The 17,987-nt window shown below is 69.9% G+C and carries 14 protein-coding genes; 12 read left to right on the top strand and 2 right to left on the bottom strand.

Annotated features, from left to right (window positions below):
* Positions 1-15: 15 nt before the first annotated feature.
* The gene (locus AC1Z3O_RS20130) at positions 16-636 is read right to left on the bottom strand and encodes a type II secretion system protein N (protein WP_483517454.1); all 621 of its coding nucleotides are present in this window, start codon (positions 634-636) and stop codon (positions 16-18) included.
* A gap of 225 nt (positions 637-861) precedes the next feature.
* Here AC1Z3O_RS20130 and gspG point away from each other — a divergent pair, with 225 nt between their 5' ends.
* The 11 genes from gspG to gspF all read left to right on the top strand — a co-directional run bounded on the left by gspG (position 862) and on the right by gspF (position 12,397).
* The gene (gene gspG, locus AC1Z3O_RS20125) at positions 862-1,323 is read left to right on the top strand and encodes a type II secretion system major pseudopilin GspG (RefSeq protein ID WP_483517453.1); all 462 of its coding nucleotides are present in this window, start codon (positions 862-864) and stop codon (positions 1,321-1,323) included.
* A gap of 20 nt (positions 1,324-1,343) precedes the next feature.
* Entirely contained in the window at positions 1,344-1,844 is a 501-nt protein-coding gene (locus AC1Z3O_RS20120) for a GspH/FimT family pseudopilin (protein WP_483517452.1), read from the top strand.
* A complete protein-coding gene (gene gspI / locus AC1Z3O_RS20115) occupies positions 1,844-2,296 on the top strand; it encodes a type II secretion system minor pseudopilin GspI (protein WP_483517668.1) in 453 nt (150 codons plus the stop codon). Before AC1Z3O_RS20120 ends, gspI begins: the two co-directional genes overlap by 1 nt.
* Positions 2,274-2,984, top strand: coding sequence for a PulJ/GspJ family protein (locus AC1Z3O_RS20110; RefSeq protein ID WP_483517451.1), 711 nt, complete (start codon positions 2,274-2,276; stop codon positions 2,982-2,984). The genes gspI and AC1Z3O_RS20110 overlap by 23 nt, the downstream gene beginning before the upstream one ends.
* Entirely contained in the window at positions 2,981-4,030 is a 1,050-nt protein-coding gene (gene gspK, locus AC1Z3O_RS20105) for a type II secretion system minor pseudopilin GspK (RefSeq protein ID WP_483517450.1), read from the top strand. Before AC1Z3O_RS20110 ends, gspK begins: the two co-directional genes overlap by 4 nt.
* 232 nt (positions 4,031-4,262) lie before the next feature.
* Entirely contained in the window at positions 4,263-5,693 is a 1,431-nt protein-coding gene (gspL, locus tag AC1Z3O_RS20100) for a type II secretion system protein GspL (protein WP_483517449.1), read from the top strand.
* Positions 5,694-5,754: 61 nt separating this feature from the next.
* Complete coding sequence (locus tag AC1Z3O_RS20095) at positions 5,755-6,390, top strand: type II secretion system protein M (RefSeq protein ID WP_483517448.1); 636 nt, start codon at positions 5,755-5,757, stop codon at positions 6,388-6,390.
* Complete coding sequence (locus AC1Z3O_RS20090; RefSeq protein ID WP_483517447.1) at positions 6,390-7,202, top strand: type II secretion system protein N; 813 nt, start codon at positions 6,390-6,392, stop codon at positions 7,200-7,202. Before AC1Z3O_RS20095 ends, AC1Z3O_RS20090 begins: the two co-directional genes overlap by 1 nt.
* Positions 7,203-7,250: 48 nt before the next feature.
* Positions 7,251-9,593, top strand: a complete 2,343-nt coding sequence (gene gspD / locus AC1Z3O_RS20085) for a type II secretion system secretin GspD (protein ID WP_483517446.1) — start codon at positions 7,251-7,253, stop codon at positions 9,591-9,593.
* An 8-nt stretch (positions 9,594-9,601) separates the two neighbouring features.
* A complete protein-coding gene (gene gspE / locus AC1Z3O_RS20080; RefSeq protein ID WP_483517445.1) occupies positions 9,602-11,164 on the top strand; it encodes a type II secretion system ATPase GspE in 1,563 nt (520 codons plus the stop codon).
* 15 nt (positions 11,165-11,179) lie between these two features.
* On the top strand, positions 11,180-12,397 hold the full coding sequence (gene gspF, locus AC1Z3O_RS20075; RefSeq protein ID WP_483517444.1) for a type II secretion system inner membrane protein GspF: 1,218 nt from the start codon (positions 11,180-11,182) through the stop codon (positions 12,395-12,397).
* A 230-nt stretch (positions 12,398-12,627) separates the two neighbouring features.
* Here gspF and AC1Z3O_RS20070 read toward each other — a convergent pair whose 3' ends face one another.
* Positions 12,628-14,016: an NYN domain-containing protein gene (locus AC1Z3O_RS20070; RefSeq protein ID WP_483517443.1), complete on the bottom strand. Its 1,389-nt coding sequence runs from the start codon at positions 14,014-14,016 to the stop codon at positions 12,628-12,630.
* Positions 14,017-14,332: 316 nt separating this feature from the next.
* Here AC1Z3O_RS20070 and AC1Z3O_RS20065 point away from each other — a divergent pair, with 316 nt between their 5' ends.
* Positions 14,333-17,926, top strand: coding sequence for an indolepyruvate ferredoxin oxidoreductase family protein (locus tag AC1Z3O_RS20065; RefSeq protein ID WP_483517442.1), 3,594 nt, complete (start codon positions 14,333-14,335; stop codon positions 17,924-17,926).
* Positions 17,927-17,987: the final 61 nt, after the last annotated feature.

Genomic DNA, 17,987 nt, shown 5'->3' with positions numbered 1-17,987 from the left:
AGGCGCTTTGCCTGATCAATCCTTGGCGGCGCCGGGCGGCTCACCCGGGGCGACGGCCACGGGCGGTGCCGGCATGACCGGCGGACTTGCCGGCTGCATGCCTGCGGGCGGGATGGCCGTCATGGTGGAAAGCGGCGCGGCGGCGCCGGCAGGCGGTGCCGGCTGCGGCGCCGCGCCGGCGTGCGCCGGGACGACGCCGGCCTGCACCGGCAGCAGGACTTCCTGGCGCACACCATTGCGCTCGATGATCACGGCGCGCCCGCGAATCTCGACCAGGCGCAGCTGCGGCGACAATGCGGTGCCGGCGCGCACGGACTTGGGCGGGCCGCCATCCAGCGAAATGATGGCGGCGCCGGCGCCATTGTCCACATCAGCCACCACGCCGATCAGCTGCACATCGCGCACGCCGGACTGCACCGAGCCGCCGAACAGGGTTCCCAGCCCGCCGGTTTCCACCGCCTCGGCCTGCGCGAGGCGCGCGCTCTGCGGCACCGGAATGGTTTTCATCGCGGCGAACCGCAGCGCCCACCAGGTGGCCAGCGCGCACAGCGCCACGAACAGCGCCACGGCCGCCAGTCGGGGGAGCCAGGCGCCGGGAGGCGCGATACGGAGTGCGGGCCGGAGCGAGATTTGCACGGGGTGGTTCTACGGGTCGGAAAGCGGTTAGCGTAACAGAGGCACATGACAACTGTCTGGCTTCCCAGCGTTCCCTGCGCGCGGAGCATCGAATGGTCACAAACCCGCGGTTATACTGAACGGCTGAGCGGCGTACCCGGCTCGCGAGCCGACGCCGGCGCCCCTGGGGCAGGGCCATCCGTTCCAGGCCTGACAGACACACTGATTCCGATACATAGATTCGCGATGCAAAGATTCGCTGCTTCTCCCCTCGCCTGCCGCCGCGGCACGCGCCGCAGCCGCGGCTTCACGCTGATCGAGATCATGGTGGTGATCGTGATCCTCGGCGTGCTGGCTGCACTGGTGGTGCCCAAAATCATGAGCCGCCCGGACGAGGCGCGCATCGTGGCGGCCCGCCAGGATATCTCCTCGATCATGCAGGCACTGAAGCTCTACCGCCTGGACAACGGCCGCTACCCGACCACCGAGCAGGGCCTGGCGGCCCTGGTCAGCAAGCCCACCGTCGAGCCCGTGCCCAACAACTGGAAGGGCGGCGGCTATCTCGAGAAGCTGCCCAAGGACCCCTGGGGCCATCCCTACCAATTCCTGAATCCCGGCGTGCGCAGCGAGATCGACGTGTTCAGCTTCGGCGCCGATGGCCAGGCCGGCGGCAGCGGCAACGACGCCGACATCGGCAACTGGGAATAATCGAACAGGCCATCGCCAGCATGCGCCCGGTGCCCATGCGTCCCGAGGCGGCCCGGATGGTACGCCACCGGGGCTTCACCCTGCTGGAACTGCTGGTGGTGATGGTGATCGCCGGCATCGTGATCTCGCTGGTGGCGGTCAATGCCTCGCCCAACGAACGCGGCCGGCTGCTCGACGACGGGCAGCGCATCGCGCGCCTGTTCGAACTGGCGCAGGAAGAAGCGCAACTGCGCGCCCGTGCGCTGGCCTGGGAAGGCGATGCCAGCGGCTGGCGCTTCCTGGTGGCCACGCCGAACGGCTGGCGGCCGCTGGCCAATGATGTGTTCGCGCCCGGCCACTGGCGCCTCGCACCCGACCAGGTGACCGTGGTCGAGGGCGGCCGCATGGAGCGCGGCACCGCACGCCTGGTGTTCGGCCGCGAGCCGCTGGGCGAGCCGCAGCGGCTCGTGCTGATGCGGGGCAATATCCGTGTCGACGTGACCGGCGACGGCAGCGGCCGCTACCGCGCGGTGGCGCCATGATGCGCCGGCCGCAGCGCCTCGCCGGGCGCCGTCTTTTCCCCTGCCCGATAGGCGCCTGCCAGCCTGGCCGGCATGCCAGGCGCGGCTTCACGCTGATCGAAGTACTGGTGGCGCTGACCATCCTTGCCGTGGCGCTGACCGCGGCGATGCGCGCCATGGGTTCGATGATCGAAGCCGGGAGCGCGCTGCAGTCCCGCATGCTGGCCGAGTGGAGCGCAGAGAACCATCTCGCCACGCTGCGCCTGACCAAGACCTGGCCGGAACCGGGCACACGCGGCTACGAATGCCCCCAGGGCGGCACGGCGCTGTATTGCGAGGAAACGGTCTCCGGCACGCCCAACCCCTTCTTCCGCCGCGTGGAAATCGCCGTCTACCCTTCGGCCGCCGACCGCTCCGTGCGGCTCGCCTGGCTGGTCACCATCGTCCCCAATGAAACGCGCAACCTGCTCTGACGGCGCGCGGGCACCGCGCCGGCGCACGGCCTCGGGCTTCACCCTGCTCGAGATGCTGGTGGCCATCACCTTGCTGGCGGTGATGGCCGTGATCGGCTGGCGCGCACTGGACGCCATGACCCGCGGCCGCGAGCGCCTGACCGACCACGACGCCCGCCTGGACGCGCTCAAGGTCCTCTACGGCCAGTTCCAGGCCGACTGCGAGCACCTGGCCAGCCCGGCCGCGCTGCAGGCCAGCCCGGTGGAGATCGCCCCCGGCCTGCTGCTGATGGTGCGCGACCGCCGCACCGAGAACAGCGCGACCACCTGGCAGGTCGTGGCCTACCGGCTCGACGGCAATACCGTGGTGCGCGCGGCGGCGCCGCCGGCTGACAACCGTGCCGCGGTGGAGGCGGCGCTGCGCAGCCTGCGGCGCCCGGACGGCGCACCGGGACGCGCCCTGGTGGGCAATGCCGAGGCGCTGACGGTGCGCGCCTGGGTGGAACCCGGTGGCTGGCAGGTCGACAACGGCGCCCTGCGCGGCGCGCTGCTGGCCGGCGGCGCCTCGGCCGTGCCTGCCTCGGCGCCGGTGGTCGTCTCCTCCATCACGGGGCCGGTGCTGCGCGGGCTCGAACTCACGCTGATGGCGCGCATGGGTGACGGCGACGCACCCCGCCGCTTCCAGAAGATCTGCCTGACCGGACTATGATGCGGCCAAGCCCTCCCCGCCACCGCCGGCCTGAACTGCTTGCCGGCGCGCGGCGCGCGCGTGGCGCCGCCGTGGTGACCGCGCTGCTGATCGTCACGCTGGCCGTGGTGGTGGTCTCGGGCATGCTGTGGCGCCAGCAGGTGCAGATCCGCTCGGTGGAGAACCAGCGGCTGACGGCACAGGCAGCCTGGATCGAAAAGGCAGCGGTCGACTGGGCACGGCTGATCCTGCGCGACGACCAGCGCCGCACCAACGTCGACCAGCTCGGCGAGCCCTGGGCGGTGCCCATCGCCGAGACCCGGCTGTCCGACTTCCTCGGCGCCGCGCTGCGCACCGACCAGGCCGGCGAAACCTCCTTCCTGTCGGGGAGAGTCATGGACGCCCAGGCGCGCTTCAACCTGAACAACCTGGTGAGCTGGACCACCACCGAAAGCCAGGGCCGCGCCGCCGCCACCGACAACATCGCGCTGGCGGCCTTCCAGCGCCTGCTGGGCACGCTGGGCCTGGATGCGGGCCTGGCCGACGCCGCGGCCCGCTACGTCCTGTCTGCCCAGCGCGGCCTGCAGGGCGGCCAACAAGGCGGCCCGCAGGCGCCACGCCCGCCCGACAGCGCCGACGACCTGCTCGCCGTGCCCGGCTTCACCCCGCAGATCGTGGCGGCGCTGGAACCCTTCGTCGTTTTCCTGCCCGAACGCACCGTGGTCAACGCGAACACCGCCGACGCCGAAGTGCTGGCGGCGGTCATCGACAAGCTGCCGCTGGACCGCGCGCGCGAGCTGGTGCGGCAGCGCGACCGCGCCTACTTCAATAAACTCAGCGATGTCCAGACGCAACTGGGCACGCTGGCGCCGCAGGCGGACCCGAGTGCCGCCGCCAGCGCGCTCGACGTGAGCAGCCACTATTTCCTGGTCTACGGCCAGATCCGTCATGAGCGGGCGTTGCGCATGCAGGTCTCGCTGGTCTACCGGGCCGACGCCCAGGCCAACGCCAACAGCACACGCGTGCTGTGGATCCACGATATCGACCGCATGCCGGAAACCCGGTAAGCGGCAATCCCCCCTTGGTCGGTCCCTGGGTGGGGAAATATCTGCTCAGAATTACGTATTGACGCCAATTGGTCACACAGGCAAGGTATGGTGCGGCCTGCGCGGGCACGCTTTCGCCAGCCCGACGCTCCAGCCCCGTGCCGGCTCGACCGGCGCACCACCGACAGGGCGAGGCGGCACTGCTCCCGCCTGGCCCGCCCGCGACCTTCCAATTCGTTTTGGCAAGCAGACCTTGAGCACCTCCCTGTACGTCCGCATTCCCTCGCGCCCGCACGACCAGCCCCAGCCATGGCGCTTCGGCGCCCTGCCGTTCGCGCTGGTGCGCGACCCGGCCGCCGGCAAGGGTCGCCGCGGCGCCAGCGCGCAGGCGGCCGCAGTGTTGCGCGAAGGCCACGCCCGCATCGAGGAAATGCCGGCGGCGGAGCGGCTGGTGCTGATCCTGTCGGCCGGCGACGTGCTGCTGACCGAGGCCGACGTACCGCCGCTGGCGCCGGCGCGCCTCAAGCTTGCCTTGCCGAACCTGGCCGAGGACGTGCTGGCCACCGATGCCCAGCTCAGCCATATCGCGGTGGGCCCCGCGCTGGAAGCCGCGCCGGCAGGCGCTGCACGCGGCGCCCGCAGGCGGCTGCTGATGGTGGTGGAGCGAGCCTGGCTGCGTGCCGTGCTCGACGCCTTTGCCGAACATGGGCACCGCCGCCGCTGCATCCTGCCGGCGCAGCTTTGCCTGCCGCTGGCGCGGCCGGCAGCAGACGCCGCGGAAATTGCCGAAAGCGCCGCCTCGCCCACAACGACGGACGGCCAGGAAGGCGGCAGCGCGGCAGCGCCGCCCGCCACGCTCGCCATCGAGGACGCCACACCGACGCTGGCCGAGGACGACGGCCTGCTTGCCGGCGACGCCTTTGCCGCGCATCCCCAGGCACAGCGCCTGTGGCAGGTGACGGTGCGTACCGGCGCGCATGCCGGCTACGGCCTGCAGCTGGGCGACGAGGCCCTTGCCGCCTGGCACGCGCTGGCGCCGGCCGGCACCTGGCATGCGGACCGTCAAGCCGGCCACCATGCCCGCCTGCCGGTACCGCCCGCTTCGCTTGGCTGGTCCCTGTGGCTGGACGGCGCGCAGCAATGCCTGCGCGAGCCGGCGCTTGACCTGGCCCAGTTCGAGTTCGCGCAGGGCCGCGCCGAGCGCTGGAACCTGCAGGCGTGGCGCCTGCCGCTGGCACTGGCCGCCGGCCTGCTGCTGGTGCAGCTCGCAGGCATGAACATTCAATGGATGCTGCTGCGCCAGGAACAGCAGCGTCTCGCGGCGGCCCAGGTGCAGGCCCTGCGCAGTGCCTTTCCGCAATTGCCGGTGGTGGTGGACCCGCCGCTGCAGATGCGCCGCCAGGTCGAGCAATTGCGCCTGGCCAGCGGACGCAGCGTGCCGGAAGACTTCCTGCCGCTGGCCGACCGTTTCGCCCAGGCCGCCCGCCAGCTGCCGCCCGACGGCCTGCAGGCCATGGAATACCGCGCCCGCACGCTGTACGTGACACTCAAGCCCGGCACCGACACCGCCGGCCTGCGCAGCGCCGCCCGCCAGGCCGGGCTCGCGATGGACGAAGACAACAGCCCCCGCGAGGGCAGCCAGGCCCAGGCAGGGTCGCGCTGGACGGTCAAGCCCGCCCTATGAGTCGCGCCGACAGCGGCGCCATGCGCCACGCCCTGCCCGCCCCTGTGCCCAGGAACGCAACGTGACACCGACCAAAGACTCCGCCCCCGGCCGCGCACCGGGCCTGGCCGCACCCGGCGGCAAACCGGCGCGCCGCCCCCTGTCCCGCCTGGCCAGCCTGTCCCGCCTGGTGCGCCCTCGCCTGCCCGATGCCTGGCGGGAACGCTTCCATGCCTTCTGGTCGGCGCGCAATCCGCGCGAACAATGGATCCTGGCCGGCGGCGCCGCCATCCTGGCGGTGGTGGCCGGCTACAGCCTGCTGTGGGAGCCCGCCGCCGAAGGCAGCGCCCGGCTGCAGCGCAGCCTGCCCCAGCAGCGCGCCGACCTGGCCGAGATGGAGACCCTGGCCCAGGAAGCACGCAGCCTGAACAGCAATCCGCCGCCGTCACTGCACGGCGAGGCCCTGACCCAGGCGCTGCAGGCCAGCCTGACCCAGCAGGGCCTGAAGGCGACGCGGCTGGCGGCCGGCGGCGACGGCAGCGTGCAGCTCCAGCTCGACAAGGTGCCGTTCGGTGCGGTCGCGGCCTGGCTGCAGGACGTGCGCCAGCAGCAGCGGCTGAAGGTGATCGACGCGAAGCTGACCTACGTCGGCGCGACCGCGCTGGTCAATATGAGCGCGACCCTGCAGGGCCCCGCCGCCAACGGCGGCCAGCGCTGATGGCACGGCTGGAGGCTCTGCGCCTGTCCCGACGCCCCGCGCACGGCCCGCGCGGCTGGCGCAGCCTGGGCTGGCTCGCGCTCGGGCTGGCGGTGGCGGGCACCACGGTGCTGGCAGCGCTGCCCGCAGCCTGGATCGCCGATGCCGTGGCCGGGCAGACGCAGAACCGGCTGCTGCTGGCCGACGCGCAGGGCACCCTGTGGCAAGGCAGTGCCACGCTGGCGCTGTCGGCCGGCAGCGGCAGCGAAACGGCCACGGTGCTGCCGGGCCGGCTGCAATGGTCGCTGGCGTTCTGGCCGCTGTTCGCCGGCAGGCTGCGCGTGACGCTCAACCACACGGAGGCCATGAGCGGCCCCGTGACGCTCACCGTGACGCCCGCCGGCTGGCAGGCCCAGGCCGGCGCCCTGCGCCTGCCGGCCGCGCTGCTCGAAGGACTGGGCGCGCCGTTCAACAGCCTGCGCCCGGACGGGCGCATGCAGCTCGACTGGTCGGCGCTGAGCGGAAGTTTTTCGGCGCGGGACAACCAGGTCGCCGGGCACCTGACGCTACGCCTGGACAATATGTCGTCAGCCATCAGCCGGCTGCGGCCGCTGGGCAGCTACCGTGCCGAGATCGACTGGAGTGGCGGTGCCGGCAGGCTCCAGTTGCGTACCGTCAACGGGCCGCTGCACCTCGAGGGCGAAGGCGCGCTGGGGCGCCAGGCACGCTTCGAGGGCACGGCCCATGCCGACCCCGACGCCGCCAATCAGCTGGTGGGCCTGCTGAGCCTGCTGGGACGACGCGAAGACAATGTGACAAGGCTGCAGTTCTGACCTTGGCGACGGGCGCCAGCCGGCCATGCCCGCAGCCATGAACCGATTATGAAAAGACAAGCTTTCCGACCGTTTCTGCTCACCGCCACCAAGCGCGCGACCGCGCTGGCATGCGGCCTCTCCCTGCTGGCGCCGGCCCCGCTGTGGGCCCAGCAACCCGCCGCCGCGAACGGGCGCGATCCGGTGGTGCTCAACTTCGTCAATGCCGATCTCGAATCGGTGGTGAAGGCGGTCGGCCAGGCCACCGGGAAGAATTTCGTGATCGACCCGCGCGTGAAGGGCTCGGTCAACCTCGTCACCGAACAACCGGTCACGCGCGCGCAGGCCCTGGCCACGCTGGGCTCGGTGCTGCGCATGCAGGGCTATGCGATGGTCGAGAGCAACGGCTTCACCAAGGTGGTGCCCGAAGCCGACGCCAAGCTGCAGGGCTCGCCCACCGTGGTCGGCAGCACCCCTGTGCACAGCGACGGGCGCGGCGAGCAGGTCGTCACCCAGGTCTTCCGCCTGAACTACGAATCGGCCAACAACCTGGTGCCGGTGCTGCGGCCGATGATCGCGCCGAACAACACCATCACCGCGTACCCGGCCAACAACACGCTGGTCATCACCGACTACGCGGACAACCTGCGCCGGCTGGCCCGCATCATCGCCGCCGTGGACGCACCGGCGTCGGGCGAAGTGGAACTGGTGCCACTCAGGAACGCCGTGGCCAGCGATGCGGCAGTCGTCCTGCAGAAACTGCTCGACCCATCGGCCGCCGGCGGCGCTGGCGGCGGCGCCACCGACTCCAGCCTGCGCACCACCGTGGTGGCGGAGCCGCGCAGCAACTCGCTGATGATCCGCGCGTCCAGCCGCGCACGCGTGCAGCAGGCGCGCCAGTTGATCGAGAGGATCGACCAACCGTTCGCGCGCCCCGGCAACATCTGGGTGGTGCCGCTCAAGAACGCCGATGCCGTGAAGCTTGCCGCGACGCTGCGCGCCATCGTGGCGGCCGACGGCAGCTTCTCGAGTTCGACCCAATCGGGTGGCGGCGCGGCCGGCGTCGGCGGCGCAGCCTTGCAGACCACCTCATCGACACAAAGCGGGCAATACACCGGAGGCAACACCAACACCTCCAACCGCATGGGCAGCAGCTTCGGCGGTGGCGGCAGCAATGCTTTCTCGGCGTCGTTCGCGGTCAACCAGCAACCGACCACGGGCGGCATCATCCAGGCCGACCCCGCGACGAATTCGCTGATCATCACCGCCAGCGAGCCGGTCTACCGCAACCTGCGCGGCGTGATCGACGACCTCGACGCGCGGCGCGCGCAGGTCTACATCGAGTCGATGATCGTGGAAGTCAGCGGCACGCTGGACAGCCAGCTTGGCATCCAGTGGCAGGGGCTGATCAATTCGGGCGGCAACACGGTCGGCTTTGCCGGGACCAACTTCGGCACGGGCGGACAGAACATCATCAACCTGACCGCGGCCGCGGCGCTCTTCAACCAGAACAAGACGGCTGGCCTGGCCGCCATCACCAACCTGGTGCCCGATGTGGGCGGGCTGAATCTCGGCGTGGTCAACAAGGCGATTGGCCTCGGTGCGCTGCTGCACGCGCTGGGCGCGAACACCAGCGTGAACCTGCTGTCGACGCCGAACCTGATCACGCTCGAGAACGAAGAAGCGAAGATCCTCATCGGCCAGAACATTCCAATCACGACCGGTTCGTACGCACAGACTGGCAGCACGGCCACGGTGACGCCGTTCCAGACCTTCGACCGCAAGGACGTCGGCATCACGCTGCGCGTGCGCCCGACGATCTCCGAAGGCGGGCTGGTCAAGATGCAGATCTACCAGGAATCCTCGACGGTCGTGCCCGGCACGCTCACGCTACCGCAGGGCCCCACGACCAATGTGCGTTCGATCGAGACCAACGTGCTGGTCGACGACGGCCAGATCATCGTGCTCGGTGGCCTGATCGAAGACAACTACGGCGACAACGTGCAGAAGGTGCCGCTGCTCGGCGACATTCCGTACCTTGGCTCGCTGTTCCGCTTCGAGAACAAGAATCGCTCGAAGACCAACCTGCTTGTATTCCTGCGACCTTACGTGATGCGCACGGGCAGTGCCACCGATCGCCTGACACAGGACCGCTACGACTACATCCGCGGTCAGCAGCAGGGCTTCGTGTCGCCGAACATGGTGGTCCGAGAGTCGGACACGCCGGTGCTGCCGCCTGCCGACGCGCCGACCGCGCCGTTCGTTGATCCGCGCTATAACGGTCCTGTGCAAAGTCCGCTGCCGCTCTCGCCGGGGCAGCCGCCCGTGCCCCAGTCTGGGCCTCAGTCCGCACCGCAGGCGCCGCCGCGGCCGCTGTCTCAAGGCCTCCAGGGTCAGGGCACGCAAGGCTGAACATCATCATGGCAACCGACACGCCCGTGACAACTTTCGCCGGAACGGTATCGCCGGAGACTCCGTCGGAGATCCCTTTTGAGCCGCCCTCGCCGATGGCGGCCCGGCTGGTCTCGTACTCGTTCGCGCGCGAAGGCAAGCTGCTGGTCGCGCACCAGCGCGCCGACGGCCTCGAGGTCTGGGTCAGCCGCGCCACCTCGCCCGCCGCGCTGGCCGAGGTGGCACGCGTGCACGGCCCGCTGCGGCTGCGCGTGCTCGAGCCGGAGGCGCTGGAGCGCGCCATGTCCGATGCCTACAACCGCCAGGACGGCAGCGCCGCCCAGGTGGTGGGCGAGGTCGAGGGCGAGGTCGACCTGTCGCGCCTGATGCAGGACATCCCGGCGGTCGAAGACCTGCTGGAGTCCGAGGACGACGCACCGATCATCCGCATGATCAACGCGCTGCTGACGCAGGCGGCGCGCGAAGGCGCCTCCGACATCCATATCGAGCCCTTCGAATCGGCCTCGGTGGTGCGCTTCCGCGTGGACGGCACGCTGCGTGACGTGGTGCGCCCGAAGAAGGCCCTGCACGGCGCGCTGATCTCGCGCATCAAGATCATGGCCCAGCTCGATATCGCCGAGAAGCGCCTGCCGCAGGACGGCCGCATCACGCTGCGCGTGGGCGGGCGCCCGGTCGACGTGCGCGTCTCCACGCTGCCCACCGGCCACGGCGAGCGCGCGGTGCTGCGCCTGCTGGACAAGGAAGCCGGCCGCCTCGACCTGGCCAAGCTCGGCATGGCGCCGGGCACGCTGGCCGGCTTCGACGACCTGATCCGCCAGCCGCACGGCATCGTGCTGGTCACCGGCCCCACCGGCTCGGGCAAGACCACCACGTTGTACGCGGCGCTGTCGCGGCTCGACTCGCACAGCACCAACATCATGACGGTGGAGGACCCGATCGAGTACGACCTCGACGGCATCGGCCAGACCCAGGTCAACGCCCGCATCGACATGACCTTCGCCAAGGCCCTGCGCGCCATCCTGCGCCAGGACCCGGACGTGGTGATGATCGGCGAGATCCGCGACCTGGAAACGGCACAGATCGCCGTGCAGGCCTCGCTGACCGGCCACCTGGTGCTGGCCACGCTGCACACCAATGACTCGGCCTCGGCGGTGACCCGGCTGGTGGACATGGGCATCGAACCCTTCCTGCTGTCGTCCTCGCTGCTGGGAGTGCTGGCGCAGCGGCTGGTGCGCCGGCTGTGCCAGCACTGCAAGCGCGAGGAGCTGATCGAGGTCACGCCCGGCGAAGCCGAGACAATGCAGGCGCAGGGCAAGCCGCTGCAGCGCGTGTGGCACGCGGTGGGCTGCGACAAGTGCGGCCAGTCCGGCTACCAGGGCCGCATGGGCGTGTACGAGCTGCTGAGCGTGGACGACGAGATCCGCACCATGATCCACCGCCAGACCGCGGAGTCCGAGATCAAGCAGGCGGCGCTGCGGCGCGGCATGCACACCATGCGCGGCGACGCGCAGCGCTGGATCGACAGCGGCGCCACCTCGCTCGAGGAAGTGCTGCGCGTGACGCGCGACTAAACGGAGGTCCGGGACATGCCAGCCTTCCGCTACGAGGCCGTCGACTCTGCCGGCAAGACCGACCGCGGCGTCGTCGACGCCGACAGCCCCAAGCAGGCCCGCGCGCACCTGCGCGCGCGCGGCCTGACCCCGCTCGCGGTTGAAGCGCTCGGCGCCGGCGGCACCGCCGAGCGCGGCAAGTCCAGCGGACTGGTGCGCCGCCTGACCAAGCAGGAACAGGCGCTGTTCACGCGCCAGCTGGCCAGCCTGATCGTGGCCGGCCTGCCGCTGGACGAGGCGCTGGGCGCGCTGGCCGACCAGGCCGAACGCAACTACGTGCACGAGCTGCTGGCCGGCATTCGCGCGGACGTGATGGGCGGCAACTCACTGTCGGCGGCACTGTCGCAGCATCCGCGCGACTTCCCCGACATCTACCGCGCGCTGGTCTCGGCCGGCGAGCACTCCGGCCACCTGGGCGTGGTGCTGGAACGGCTGGCCGACTACGTGGAAGCGCGCAACGCACTGACCGGCAAGATCCTCCTGGCCTTCACCTACCCGGCCATCGTCACGGTGGTAGCCTTCGCCATCGTCATCTTCCTGCTCTCCTACGTGGTGCCGCAGGTGGTGAGCGTGTTCGCCAACACCAAGCAGAAGCTGCCCACGCTGACCGTGATCATGCTGGCGCTGTCGGATTTCGTGCGCAACTGGTGGTGGGCCGCCCTCGCCTTCTTCGCCGCGGTGGCGCTGGGGATCCGCGCGCTGCTGCGCCAGCCCGGCGTGCGGCTGTCGTGGCACCGCTGGCTGCTGACCGCACCGCTGGCCGGCAAGCTGATCCGCGGCTACGACTCGGCGCGCTTCGCCAGCACGCTGGCCATCCTGGTCTCGGCCGGCGTGCCCATCCTGCGCAGCCTGCAGGCCGCTGGGGAGACGCTCGCCAATGAGGCGCTGAAGGCCAACGTCGACGACGCCACCACGCGGGTGCGCGAAGGCGCCTCGCTGGCACGCGCGCTGGCGGCGCAGAACCAGTTTCCGCCGGTGCTGGTGCACCTGATCCGCTCGGGCGAGGCCACTGGCAATCTTCCTATCATGCTGGAGCGCGCTGCGCAGGGTGAAGCGCAGGAACTGGAACGGCGTACGCTGTTCTTGACCAGCCTGTTGGAGCCGCTGCTGATCCTGACGATGGGGGTGGTGGTGCTGTTGATTGTGTTGGCGGTGTTGATGCCGATTATTGAGATTAATCAGTTGGTGAGGTAGGGGTGGGCTCTTGGGCTCTTGGGCTTTGTTTTAGCGGCGTGGGTTGATCGTGCCAACGGCCTGTTTCGACTCCCCGGCGGGGAGCCGAAACAGGCTGTTGCCTCGCAGACCAATACCGCTAGAGCAGATCGGCTCCCGCAGGGAGTTGAAACAGGCTTTTGCCTCGCAGACCAAATCGGCCTGAGCTATCCAAACCGGCGTCGATCAAACCACTACGCCGGCAGCCAATCTCACTCCTCCACCTTCGCCACCTTCTTCACCGCCCGCTTCCGCGGCGCAGCCGCCCGCGCCTTCTTGGCCGGCGCCGCCTTGGCTGCCGGCTCGGCCACAACCGCTTCCGCGGCGGCCGCCTCGGTGGCAGGCTCATCTCCCGGCACCCCAGCCGTCAACACCGTCGCCCCCGGCGCAGCAAAGACCGACGCCTCGATCGGCCACGGCGTTTCGTTCAGCACCACCTCGGGCCGCTTGGCCGGACGCTTGGCACGGCCGGCCGGCTTGGCCTTGGCGGGTTCGGATTCGGCCGCGACCGCTTCGGACACCTGCGCTTCCGGCTCAGCAACCGGCTCCGGCGCGGCTTCGGCTACGGGTTCAGGAGTAGGCGCAGCCTCGGGTACGGGCGCCGCGGCAACGACCTCCTCGGGCTCGGGTGCGACCGGTACAGCCGGTGCCACGGCAGCGGCTTGCACTTCAGGCGCCGCAGCCTGCCGCTGCGATGCATGGCGCTCCTGGCCTCGCCCCTCTCCGCGCGCCTGGCCCTGACCTTGCTGCTGAACCTGCTGCTGACCCTGCTGCCGTTCCGGCTGCGCTTGCGGAGCCGGTGCCAGAGCCGGCGACTGCCCCCTGCCGTCCACCTCGGGCACATTGCGCGAGCGCTTCTTCAGGCGCACCCAGATGGTCTTGTTGTTGCCGCCATTGCGCGTCTCCACCTCGAACAGACCGGTGGCAACGACCAGCTCGGAGAGCTTGCCGTAGCCGTAGTTGCGCGAGTCGAACTCCGGCGCCTGCTTGGCGATATGGCTGCCGATGCCACCCAGCGTGGCCCAGCCGTCTTCATCCGACACCGCCTGCGAGGCGCTTTGCAGCAGGCGCACCAGGCGCGAGTCCTGGCGCAGCTCGCCGCCGCTGCGGCGCTTGGCCGGCGCGGCGGTCTCGTCGGCGGCCTCGGCATCGGCGCGCAGCACGTCGGAGTAGATGAACTTGTCGCAGGCGGTGACGAAGGGCTTGGGCGTCTTGCGCTCGCCGAAGCCGTAGACAATCAGGCCCTGCTCGCGGATGCGCGAGGCCAGGCGGGTGAAGTCGCTGTCGCTGGAGACGATGCAGAAGCCGTCGAAGCGGCCGGTGTACAGCAGATCCATCGCGTCGATGATCATCGCGCTGTCGGTGGCGTTCTTGCCCACGGTGTAGCGGAACTGCTGGATCGGCTGGATCGAGTGCGACAGCAGGCGCTCCTTCCAGCCGGCCAGGTTGGGCTTGGTCCAGTCGCCGTAGATGCGCTTGACGGCGGCCACGCCGTACTTGGCCACTTCGGCCAGCAGGCCTTCGACGATGGCGGGCGCCGCGTTGTCGGCGTCGATCAGCACGGCCAGGGTCGCGGTGCCCTGGCGGGGGGAAATGGTCATGTCGTTTCCTGATGTGCCGGGCGCCCCGGTTCGGGGGCAGGTTGCACCTTGCACGATGTGACGCGGGCCCGGCTTGCGCCCATCTCGGACGCCTTCTTGAATGCAACGCAGTGTACACGCGAAGGCGCGTCCATACGGGAAAACACGGCCCTGCCCGGGCCGTTTTTTGTTGCGTCGCAAGATTTCGCGCGATCGGGGGTGGTGCTACCATGCCGCGCAGAGACACAGCCGCGTCCCGCCTTCACAAGAGGCACCAGCGGCTGCCCACAACCGAAGCCCGGTGATCCCGGCAACAAGCCAAGAGAGAGGAGCACGCATGAATGCCCCCCTGACCCCGCCTGTGAGCGACGCCCTCCGCGAGGCGCTCGCCAACGTTTCCCTGGACGACAAGTACACGCTCGAGCGAGGCCGCATCTACATCAGCGGCACGCAGGCCCTGGTACGCCTGCCGATGCTGCAGCAGGAGCGCGACCGCGCCGCGGGCCTCAATACGGCCGGCTTTATTTCCGGCTACCGCGGCTCGCCGCTGGGCGTGCTGGACCAGTCGCTATGGAAGGCCAAAAAGCACCTGGCCGGGCACAACATCGTGTTCCAGGCGGGACTGAACGAGGACCTGGCTGCCACCTCGGTATGGGGCTCGCAGCAGGTCAACATGTACCCGGACGCGAAGTTCGACGGCGTCTTCGGCATGTGGTACGGCAAGGGCCCTGGCGTGGACCGCACGGGCGACGTCTTCAAGCACGCCAACTCGGCCGGCTCCTCGAAGCACGGCGGCGTGCTGGTGCTGGCCGGCGACGACCACGCAGCCAAGTCCTCCACGCTGGCGCACCAGTCGGAGCATATGTTCAAGGCCTGCGGCCTGCCCGTGCTCTATCCGTCGAACGTGCAGGAGTATCTCGACTACGGCCTGCACGGCTGGGCCATGAGCCGCTACTCGGGGCTGTGGGTGGCGATGAAATGCGTGACCGACGTGGTGGAATCGTCGGCGTCAGTGGAACTGGATCCGCACCGCGTGCAGATCGTGCTGCCCGATGACTTCGTCATGCCGCCGGGCGGCCTGAACATCCGCTGGCCCGACCCGCCGCTGGACCAGGAGGCGCGGCTGCTCGACCACAAGTGGTACGCCGGCCTCGCATACGTGCGCGCCAACAAGATCGACCGCATCGAGATCGACTCGCCGCACGCGCGCTTCGGCATCATGACCGGCGGCAAGGCCTACCTCGACACGCGCCAGGCGCTGTCCGACCTGGGCCTGGACAACGAGACCTGCGCGCGCATCGGCATCCGGCTCTACAAGGTGGGCTGCGTGTGGCCGCTCGAAGCGCAGGGCGCACGCGCCTTCGCCGAGGGCCTGCAGGAAATCCTGGTGGTGGAAGAGAAGCGCCAGATCATGGAGTACGCGCTCAAGGAAGAGCTGTACAACTGGCGCGACGACGTGCGGCCCAAGGTCTACGGCAAGTTCGACGAGAAGGACAATGCGGGCGGCGAGTGGTCGATCCCGCGCAGCAACTGGCTGCTGCCGGCGCACTATGAGCTGTCGCCCGCCATCATCGCCAAGGCCATCGCCACGCGGCTGGAAAAGTTCGAGCTGCCCTCCGACGTGCGCGCCCGCATCGCGGCACGCCTGGCCATCATCGAGGCCAAGGAAAAGGCGTTGGCCACGCCGCGCGTAGCGGTCGAGCGCAAGCCCTGGTTCTGCTCGGGCTGCCCGCACAACACCTCGACCAATGTGCCCGAGGGCTCGCGCGCGCTGGCCGGCATCGGCTGCCACTACATGACGGTGTGGATGGACCGCAAGACCAGCACCTTCAGCCAGATGGGCGGCGAAGGCGTGGCCTGGATCGGCCAGGCGCCGTTCGCCGGCGACAAGCATGTGTTCGCCAACCTGGGCGACGGCACCTACTTCCACTCCGGCCTGCTGGCGATCCGCGCGTCCATCGCGGCCAACGTCAACATTACCTACAAGATCCTGTACAACGACGCGGTGGCGATGACCGGCGGCCAGCCGGTCGACGGCCAGCTCTCGGTGCAGGACATCGCCTTCCAGGTGGCGGCCGAGGGCGCGAAGCGCATCGAGATCGTCACGGACCAGCCGGAGAAGTACAACGCCGGCATCAAGCTGCCCGCCGGCGTGACCGTGCACCACCGCGACGAGCTGGACCGCATCCAGCGCGAGCTGCGCGAGGTGCCGGGCGCCACCATCCTGATCTACGACCAGACCTGCGCCACCGAGAAGCGGCGCCGCCGCAAGCGCGGCACGATGGCGGACCCGGCACGGCGCGCCTTCATCAACGATGCGGTATGCGAAGGCTGCGGCGATTGCTCGGTCAAGTCCAACTGCCTGTCGGTGGAGCCGCTGGAAACCGAACTGGGCACCAAGCGCAAGATCAACCAGTCTTCGTGCAACAAGGACTTCTCCTGCGTCAACGGCTTCTGCCCGAGCTTCATCACCGCCGAGGGCGCGCAGCTGCGCAAGCCCGAGCGGCACGGCGTGTCGATGGACAGCCTGCCGGCGCTGCCCGAGCCCGCGCTGCCTGGCCTGGCGCATCCGTATGGGGTGCTGGTAACGGGCGTGGGCGGCACCGGCGTGGTCACCATCGGCGGCCTGCTGGGCATGGCGGCCCACCTGGAGAACAAGGGCGTGACCGTGCTCGACATGGCCGGCCTGGCGCAGAAGGGTGGCGCGGTGCTGTCGCACGTGCAGATCGCCGCGCGCCCGGATGACCTGCATGCCACCCGCATCGCCATGGGCGAGGCCGACCTGGTGATCGGCTGCGACGCCATCGTCTCGGCCAGCGACGAGGTCATCTCCAAGACGCAGTCCGGGCGCACGCGTGCCGTGGTCAACACTGCGCAAACCCCGACCGCCGACTTCATCAAGAACCCGAAGTGGCAGTTCCCCGGCCTGTCGGCCGAGCAGGACCTGCGCAACGCGGTGGGCGAGGCCTGCGAGTTCATCAACGCCTCGGGCCTGGCCGTCACGCTGCTGGGCGACACCATCTTCACCAATCCGCTGGTGCTGGGCTTCGCCTGGCAGAAGGGCTGGCTGCCGCTGTCGCTGGACGCGATGCTGCGTGCCATCGAGCTCAACGGCGTGGCGGTGGAGAAGAACCGTGCCGCCTTCGACTGGGGCCGCCACATGGCGTACGACCCCGAGCGCGTGCTGGCGCTGGCCGGCAAGCTGCAGAGCACGGCCGAAGGCGCCGAGGTGGTCAAGCTGCCGACCTCGTCCGGCGCGCTGCTCGACAAGCTGATCGCCGGCCGCGCAGAGCACCTGACGGCCTACCAGGACGCAGCCTACGCTCGCACCTACCGCGAAGCCATCGACCAGGTGCGCGCGGCCGAGAGCGCGCTGGTCGGCGCCGGCAAGCCGCTGCCGCTGACCGAGGCGGCGGCGCGCAACCTGGCCAAGCTGATGGCGTACAAGGACGAGTACGAAGTGGCGCGGCTCTATACGGACCCGGCCTTCCTCGACAAGCTGCGCGCCCAGTTCGAGGGCGAGCCCGGACGCGACTACCAGCTCAGCTTCTGGCTGGCACCGCCGCTGCTGGCCAAGCGCGACGACCAGGGCCACCTCGTCAAGCGCAGCTTCGGTCCGTCGACGATGACGCTGTTCAGGCTGCTGGCGAAGCTCAAGGGCCTGCGCGGCGGCGCGCTGGACATCTTCGGCAAGACCGAGGAGCGGCGTACCGAGCGCGCGCTGATCGGCGAGTACCGCGCGCTGCTCGACGAACTGCGCGGCGGGCTGAAGGCGGCCAACCACGCCACGGCGGTCACGCTGGCAACCCTGCCCGATGACATCCGCGGCTTCGGCCACGTCAAGGAAAACAACCTGAAGGCGGTGCGCGGCCGCTGGGCCACGCTGCTGGCGCAGTTCCGCAACCCGCAGGCGGCGCAACGGGCGGCCTGAGGCAAGGCGGGCGCAAGGACGAAGGGGCGCGGATCGCGCCCCTTTTTTCGTGCCCGGTGCC

The organism is Cupriavidus sp. 09_S30, from assembly GCF_056930435.1.
This window is presented reverse-complemented; position numbering and strand designations above follow the sequence as displayed.